Source organism: Lactobacillus selangorensis (assembly GCF_001437205.1).
Taxonomy (GTDB): Bacteria; Bacillota; Bacilli; order Lactobacillales; family Lactobacillaceae; genus Paralactobacillus; species Paralactobacillus selangorensis.
This window is the reverse complement of sequence record NZ_JQAZ01000024.1, coordinates 1-367: the sequence shown is the minus strand read 5'-3', so window position 1 is coordinate 367 and position 367 is coordinate 1. Positions and strand designations below refer to the sequence as shown.

Sequence of the window (367 nt, the reverse complement as noted above, 5' to 3'; positions counted from 1 at the left end):
CGACCTCGGCCCTCGACCCGGAAATGGTCAAGGAAGTACTCGACACCATGATCGGCCTGGCCGAAGACGGCATGACCATGTTGTGCGTGACCCACGAAATGGGCTTCGCCCGTACCGTGGCCAACCGCGTGATCTTCATGGACAAGGGCGAGATCGTGGAGCAGGCGGCGCCGAATGACTTCTTCGACAACCCGCAGAATGACCGGACCAAGTTGTTCTTGAGCCAGATCCTGCATTGATCGATGTTTGAAAAAATAAACCCGGCCTGGCCGGGTTTATTTTTGTCTGTTCATGAGGCCTTGAGCGCCTCATCTTCTGTGTTCACGGTATGAGTGAACCCCCGCAGGTCAGCGCCTTCGGCCAATAC

The 367-nt window shown here is 56.4% G+C and carries 1 pseudogene; it reads left to right on the top strand.

Going from position 1 to position 367, the window contains the following annotated elements:
• Positions 1-239 (top strand): annotated as a pseudogene (gene glnQ, locus IV40_RS10465) (glutamine ABC transporter ATP-binding protein GlnQ); the annotation flags it as partial.
• Between the last annotated feature and the right edge of the window lie 128 nt (positions 240-367).